Below are 6,291 nucleotides of genomic sequence, written 5' to 3' on the forward strand. Positions count from 1 at the left end.
AGGCTATATTCGACCAAGTTCCTTTGCCACCGCCACGGCCTTCCGGGCACTGGCTTCCTTGTCTTTTATCTCCAGCATAATATCCATGTCGATGTCCTCGGTCTCTGCCAGGAAATCGTGAAACGCCTGTTCTCCGATGCTCTGCACATGCTTGCCCTTGCGCTCCCCCGGCGATTGGGCGCTGTAGTCCACCATCAGGATGCCGTCACGTTCGGGTTGCCAGGTCTGGGCCGCTAGCATCACCGCCTCGCGCATGGGCTCACCGTTGTTCACGCACTCGTGGTGCAGGTTGTCGAAGATGATGGGCATGCCCGTGAGCTCGTGCAGCACCAGGCAGTCGGTGAGGCTGTAGGTGCGATCGTCGTTCTCAACGCACAGGCGGGCTTTTACGGCATCGGATAATTGAGTGTGGTATACCTCCGCAAAGCGATTAAGCGCTGATTCCTTATCCCCATAGGCTCCGCCACCGTGTATCTGCAGTTTAGCGGTGGAGTCAAGGCCCATCAGATCGAGGATACTGCCCTGGTAGACGAGTTCGGCAATGCTGTTCTGCACCGTTTGGGGGTTGGGGGAGTTAAGCACCACAAACTGATCGGGGTGCATGGAAATACGTAGGTTATGCCGCTTGATGTAATCGCCGAGCCGGCGCAGGGTCAGCTTAAAATGCTCCTGCCAGTTATAGGTGTTGACAGGGTGCGATGCAAAAGGCACCAGGTCGGAAGTAAGCCTGAAAAAGTGCAGGCCATTCTCCACGTTAAATTCCAGGATGCGGCGCAAACAGCTCAGGTTTTGCTCTACAGTTTGTATCAGGCGCTCCTCGGAGTAGGAGGCTAGCCGAAATGTGCGGGAGGAGGAACAGTCCAGTGTCTGGTTGATGCAGGGGTATCCGATCTTCATAAGGTATAGAGGTATGGCTATACCTTAACCTACGCACCAGCAGATTGTTTTGCCGAAAACCGGATGCCAGAAAGTACATTTTAGTACTCTATTTCATAGCCCGTATTGTCCTTAAAGAGGCTGTTGTATTTCTTCTTCTCTTCTATGCGGCGCTTCAGATCCTGGATCATGAGCAGTTGCTGCAGTTTCTGGTTCTGCTTGCCCTCCTTGGAAAACATGTCATACAGCAGCGAAATAGGGTTAAGCGGGGTAGGGGCAGCAGGCGGCGGCGGAGGGCCGGGCTCCAGCTCAGGTCGGTAGCCTTTGCGCTTTACGTACTCCGGCTCCTCTTTTTTCATGTTGCGCAAGGCCCGCTGTATCATTTCTTCTGACGGACGGCTGGTGATCTGCACCTCCCCTAACATGACGTTATCAGGCTGCAGCACAATGTTCACGCGAATTTCCGAAACAGGGAGATTGCGGGGCAGGTATAGCATGGGCTTGAAGCCAACAGCGCGGATCAGGAGCGTGTCGTTCTGGTCGATATCGATTAGGAACTGGCCCTCTTCGTCGGAGATGACCCCCTGGGTGGTGCCAAAGCGTATGACGCCCGCACCAGGTATGGGTGTGGTTTTGTCGGACTCGAACACGGTGCCGCTTACGCGGATATTGCGCTGCGCCAGGGCCGGCAGTGTGCCCAGCAGTAACAGGGCAGAAAGAAGAAGTAGTCGCAGCGGGTGTAAGGGCATGTTACAGCAGAGGCCACCTCGGCAGTGGCAAGGGTTAATGTCAATACGCCGGAAAAGGCTTAAAAGTATGCCTGCGCCGAAATAAATAACAGCAGCACGGCATGATGCTAAATTACAAAAAATTGGCGAAAACAGGCTTAAAAAGCGAAAGCCCATAGCTACGGGCGCTACAGGCTTTCAAACTAGTTATACGTTGATAAAAATTACTGGTTTTTGTTCGTGTTATTTCCAGAGTTTGTAGTAGTGCCGGGCTTGTTTTTATTGGTCCCGGAGTTATTCATTTGATTGTTGCTGTTCTGCTGATTTTGGTTCTGGTTGGTACCAGCGTTATCGAGCTGGTTGGTGCCGTCATTGCTCATGCCCCAGTAGTTGGCGCGTTTTTCCTGGTACTGACGGTACTGCTCCTTGCTTAAGATCGACTGTAATTCATTGTCAGTTTTCTCCATGATCTGTTCACGCTGTGTATCCAGATTGGATGCGGCAGTCGTGTTGTTCTGCGTGTTTGTGTTCATGTTGCCACGCGTATCGGTCATCGATCCGCCATCCCTGTCATAGCGTTTTTTCTCAGTAGTAGCCATATTGTCCACGTCTTCCGCTACCTGTCCACCCATTCGGTTGGTTTCGTTGTAGTTGAACTCCAGCTCGCTCAGGCGACGCTCCCGCTCATACAGCACCTGCTCCACGCGGTTTTGGGTTGTGGTATCGAGGCGCATGTCTGTCGCCATCTGGCCGGCAATACGTGTTGCGTTGCTGCGCCAGGCGGCATCGGAGTTGGCCATGGCCATGTCACCAGAGTTCGACATGTCCGTGGTGGTGCCCATGGCTGCGTCAGTACCTCTGATATTGCTTTGGTTTACATTTTCGTCATTATTTGAATCAGCTGTTTCGTACGTCTTGCCCCTATCTTCGGTACAAGAAGTAAACATCATGGCACTCACTATAGCGATTGAATAAAATACCTTTTTCATCTCTTAAATACTCTAAATTGAACATTCAAATCACAGCCTGTCTGTTTAAAATAGTATAAAACAAATATAGTCTGTGCTAATGTTTTACGACGAAAGGTATGATAGGTTTATAGGGTGTATACCTTGAGGTGATCCGTCAGGTGGGTGTGCAATGCTTTTACTGAGCTTGAAAGGCCTCTGGTGCGTTGTGATGTGGCTTTTGACTTTTTGTGTCATACATTCCGATAGATTAGGGTATGGGGAACCTTAAATATGACAAAATAGATATGAAGGGCTGGCCTTAAAAACGAAGAGCCGACCATCTGGTCGGCTCTTCGTTTTTAAAAGATCAGGAAATACGCTTAAGCTTTTCTTAACTCGAACACGGTGATCTCGGGAAGGAAGCCCACGCGGCCCGGATAGCCGATAAAGCCAAGGCCGGTGTTGACGTACAGGTGCTGCCTGCCGCGTTTGTAAAGGCCGGCCCACTGCTCGTACACATACTGCACCGGACTCCATTTCAGGCCCGGTATGTTCACCCCGAACTGCATGCCGTGGGTATGGCCCGACAGGGTGAGGTCGATGTCGTTGTACTTCTGGTTGATCTCGCCATCCCAGTGCGAAGGGTCGTGCGACAGCAGCACCTTAAACGGACTGTCTTCTGCTCCGGTATAGGCTTTGCTCAGGTCACCGTATTTCGGGAAGCCCGCCCGGTTGCCCCAGTTCTCCACCCCCAGCACCGAGATATACGCACCGTCTTTCTCAATGCGGCGGTTCTCGTTCAGCAATACGTCCCAGCCCATGCTGCGCTGCGTGTCTATCAAGGTCTGTAGGTTCTGCGTCTTCTCCTCGCGGCTCTCCCAGTTCGCGTAGTCACCATAATCGTGGTTGCCGAGCACCGAAAACACGCCCTGCTTCGCCCGGATTTCCTTCAGGGTATCCACATGCGGCATCAGTTCTTTGGCCACGTTGTTGACAATATCGCCTGTGAAGAACACGAGGTCGGCTTCCTGCTTGTTAATAAGATTGACAGCCTCTTTCAAGGGCTCTGTGGAGGTAAAGCTGCCTGTGTGCAGGTCGGAGATCTGCAGCATTTTGAAGCCCTCAAAAGCCGCTGGCAAATTCGGGAAGCGCAGTGTGACGCGTTTTACGCGGTAGTCGTAGGCGCCTTTCACCATGCCGTAAATAAAGGCCGAGAATGGCACTGCCGCCACCATAAGTCCCATCTGGCTCAGGAACTTGTTGCGCGATGGGTCAAAGGTTGTTTCGCCACTACTCACGTTGTTAAACACCATTTTGCCCAGGCGCAGGGTGTCATCCACAAAAAGGAAAAGCACCACCACCAGTTTGGAGGCGAAAATGATGAAGAGCGTGCTGGCCAGGTATGTTTTGTAAGCATCAGGCGGGGTGCCGCGCGTGAACGAGGCGAGCGCGAAGGTGACAACCGTGATGGCAAACACAGCCCAGTACAAGATATCGATAATGCGCTGGGTGCTGGCAGAAAGGCTTTGGGTGACGGTTTTAACGGCCTGGAAGACATAAAGGTCCACCAGGAACAGGATGAAAATGACTATTCCTATCGAAAAGTATCGTTGCATGGTATGTGGTTGGTGCTGCATCAGAACAGCCGATGGCAGCTTCAGGTTTTAAAAATTGTAGGTTACTATAAAAAAAGGCAGGCAAACAGCCCCTGTTGCATGAACTATTTTTAGTGTAAACAGATTCACTTAACAATCTTATACCTAACAAAATCTGTACCGCAGTGAAAGAAGAAGCCACGTCTGCACTTTTGGCATACGACACCACCAGCCTCAACATCAAGACCTGGGCCGAAGAAGACCGTCCGCGCGAAAAGCTCCTACTCAAAGGCAAAGCCGCCCTGAGCGATGCCGAACTGATTGCCATCCTGATCGGTTCGGGTACGACGAAGCTAACTGCTGTGGATGTGGGCAAAATTATTCTGGCTGCCGTAGGAAACGATTTGAATGAACTGGCGAGGCTGTCTGTTAAAGACCTGACAAAGCATCCGGGTATAGGGGAGGCCAAGGCCATCTCGATTGTGAGTGCGCTTGAACTGGGCCGACGCCGCAAAGAAACCGCCGCGGCTGCCAAAACACGCATTACCTGCTCCACCGACATCTACAACTACATTAAGCCCCAACTGCTGGACCTGCCGCACGAAGAGTTCTGGGTGATTCTGCTCAACCGCGCCAACGTGGTGATGAAGAAGGAGAGCATCAGCAGCGGGGGAGTGGCCGGCACTGTGGCCGACCCAAAGATGATCTTTAAAAAGGCCATAGAGCAGCTGGCGAGCTCCATCATATTGGTGCACAACCACCCGAGCGGCAACACCAAGCCCAGCGCCGCCGACATTACTCTTACAAAGAAGATGAAGGAAGCCGGTTCTTTCCTGGACCTGCCGATTTTGGACCACATCATCTTCACTGATAGCGATTACTATAGCTTTGCTGATGAGGGACTTTTGTGAGTTTAGGAGTTTGAGAGTTAAGAGAAAATAATAATGTCATTTCGAACGCTAGTGAGAAATCTGGATTCTGAATTTTAATACTTCAGATTTCTCCCTCTGGTCGAAATGACATTAAAATTTAATCTTCTTCCAAAACTTCCTTCACGCGGCCAACCTCTCCTGTTTCAAGCCTTACTTTGATGCCGTGCGGGTGGTTAGGTGATTTAGTTAAGATGGCCTCTACATAGCCCTCGGTCAGGTTACCGGTGCGTTGATCCTCTTTGAGCACGATGTTCACGTGCGAGCCTATCTTAATATTGCTGCGTTTAGTGCCGTCCATTAGGTTTATTGTTTGTTTTGGGGTTTGGAGATGATGTGCAGGAACTCCTCTTCGTCGTTCAGGCTCCAGCGCACTGGCGCTATGATGTCCTGCTTCACAACCTCTACTGTGTCGATCTGCTCCAGGTTAGCAAGTATCAGGTTGGTGTCTTTTACAACCTGGTTATTGATCACCACTTTCAGGTTTTGCTGAGCCGCAGGTATACGGTACTGGGTATAGATGTCTTGCAAGTTGGCCAGTTTTGCCGTGGACTTGACCTTGATGAGGATGGCGCCGTCTTTCGCTTTGTCGCCGAATAGGCCTGTTGCATTTTCGTTTTTCAGCACGTCGATGCTTTCTATGTTCTCAGTTTTGATCAGCGCCAGGCTCGGCTGCACGACCTGCTTTCCGTTTATCTGGATGTAAGGCTGCGGTTGCAGCACCAGCCCCTGCTTTCGCTGCTCTTTGGGGTGTATCAGCTCTTGTTGCGCGAAGGCCTGCAGGCCGCAACCCGCGAGTAAGAGAGAGAAGATGAGTCGTTTCATGGGGAGTGTTTTATTTGTGTAGGTTTCTGTTTTGTATTTAGTTGCAGTTTATAACGTACCGGGCTGAGGCGCATCAGTATACTTTAGGCTTTATTAGCATGGGTCATACCCTGGCATAGCCAAGTGCCTCAATCTCTTCGGCAGTACGTACCAAGTGCGTCTTACCATCCGTTAGCAGGTATAAAGTGTCACAAATTTCCAAAACATGTCTGAACATGTGGTCGGTTATGAGCAGCCCTTTGTTTTGCTTTTCCTCTGACAGGAAGTCCTTTACCTTATCAATCTGTATAGGATTCAGATGGGTAAAAGGTTCATCCAGCATGGCGAACTGCGAGGCCGATTTTACAATTGCATAAATTTCCACCAGCCTTCGTTCTCCACCTGAAAG

General features: G+C 50.9%; 7 protein-coding genes and 1 pseudogene. 1 reads left to right on the forward strand and 7 read right to left on the reverse strand.

Annotated elements, in window-relative coordinates:
* Nucleotides 1–3: 3 nt before the first annotated feature.
* The 4 genes from uvsE to Q4E40_RS18635 form a co-directional block, all read right to left on the reverse strand.
* Complete coding sequence (uvsE, locus tag Q4E40_RS18620) at nucleotides 4–897, reverse strand: UV DNA damage repair endonuclease UvsE (RefSeq protein ID WP_303414320.1); 894 nt, start codon at nucleotides 895–897, stop codon at nucleotides 4–6.
* Between the two features lie 80 nt (nucleotides 898–977).
* Nucleotides 978–1,625 carry a carboxypeptidase-like regulatory domain-containing protein gene (locus tag Q4E40_RS18625; protein ID WP_303414321.1) on the reverse strand — a complete coding sequence of 216 codons (648 nt, stop codon included), beginning with the start codon at nucleotides 1,623–1,625 and terminating at the stop codon, nucleotides 978–980.
* A 203-nt stretch (nucleotides 1,626–1,828) separates the two neighbouring features.
* Nucleotides 1,829–2,593 carry a hypothetical protein gene (locus tag Q4E40_RS18630; RefSeq protein WP_303414323.1) on the reverse strand — a complete coding sequence of 255 codons (765 nt, stop codon included), beginning with the start codon at nucleotides 2,591–2,593 and terminating at the stop codon, nucleotides 1,829–1,831.
* Nucleotides 2,594–2,934: 341 nt separating this feature from the next.
* Nucleotides 2,935–4,170, reverse strand: a complete 1,236-nt coding sequence (locus Q4E40_RS18635; protein ID WP_303414325.1) for a metallophosphoesterase — start codon at nucleotides 4,168–4,170, stop codon at nucleotides 2,935–2,937.
* A 164-nt stretch (nucleotides 4,171–4,334) separates the two neighbouring features.
* Here Q4E40_RS18635 and radC point away from each other — a divergent pair, with 164 nt between their 5' ends.
* A complete protein-coding gene (gene radC, locus Q4E40_RS18640) occupies nucleotides 4,335–5,060 on the forward strand; it encodes a RadC family protein (protein ID WP_425475182.1) in 726 nt (241 codons plus the stop codon).
* A 118-nt stretch (nucleotides 5,061–5,178) separates the two neighbouring features.
* Here the strand turns inward: radC and Q4E40_RS18645 are convergent, their stop codons facing one another.
* The 3 genes and pseudogenes from Q4E40_RS18645 to Q4E40_RS18655 form a co-directional block, all read right to left on the reverse strand.
* Nucleotides 5,179–5,379 carry a YwbE family protein gene (locus Q4E40_RS18645; protein WP_303414327.1) on the reverse strand — a complete coding sequence of 67 codons (201 nt, stop codon included), beginning with the start codon at nucleotides 5,377–5,379 and terminating at the stop codon, nucleotides 5,179–5,181.
* A gap of 5 nt (nucleotides 5,380–5,384) precedes the next feature.
* Nucleotides 5,385–5,903, reverse strand: coding sequence for a hypothetical protein (locus Q4E40_RS18650; protein ID WP_303414329.1), 519 nt, complete (start codon nucleotides 5,901–5,903; stop codon nucleotides 5,385–5,387).
* A gap of 103 nt (nucleotides 5,904–6,006) precedes the next feature.
* Nucleotides 6,007–6,291: pseudogene (locus Q4E40_RS18655) on the reverse strand (ATP-binding cassette domain-containing protein); the annotation flags it as partial.

Source organism: Pontibacter coccineus (assembly GCF_030546575.1).
GTDB classification, from domain to species: Bacteria; Bacteroidota; Bacteroidia; order Cytophagales; family Hymenobacteraceae; genus Pontibacter; species Pontibacter coccineus.

Coding starts and splice junctions, on each gene's coding strand:
- Q4E40_RS18625 (WP_303414321.1), bottom strand. CDS start 1,625: ATGCCCTTACACCCGCTGCGACTACTTCTTCTTTCTGCCCTGTTACTG.
- Q4E40_RS18635 (WP_303414325.1), bottom strand. CDS start 4,170: ATGCAACGATACTTTTCGATAGGAATAGTCATTTTCATCCTGTTCCTG.
- Q4E40_RS18630 (WP_303414323.1), bottom strand. CDS start 2,593: ATGAAAAAGGTATTTTATTCAATCGCTATAGTGAGTGCCATGATGTTT.
- Q4E40_RS18650 (WP_303414329.1), bottom strand. CDS start 5,903: ATGAAACGACTCATCTTCTCTCTCTTACTCGCGGGTTGCGGCCTGCAG.
- Q4E40_RS18645 (WP_303414327.1), bottom strand. CDS start 5,379: ATGGACGGCACTAAACGCAGCAATATTAAGATAGGCTCGCACGTGAAC.
- uvsE (WP_303414320.1), bottom strand. CDS start 897: ATGAAGATCGGATACCCCTGCATCAACCAGACACTGGACTGTTCCTCC.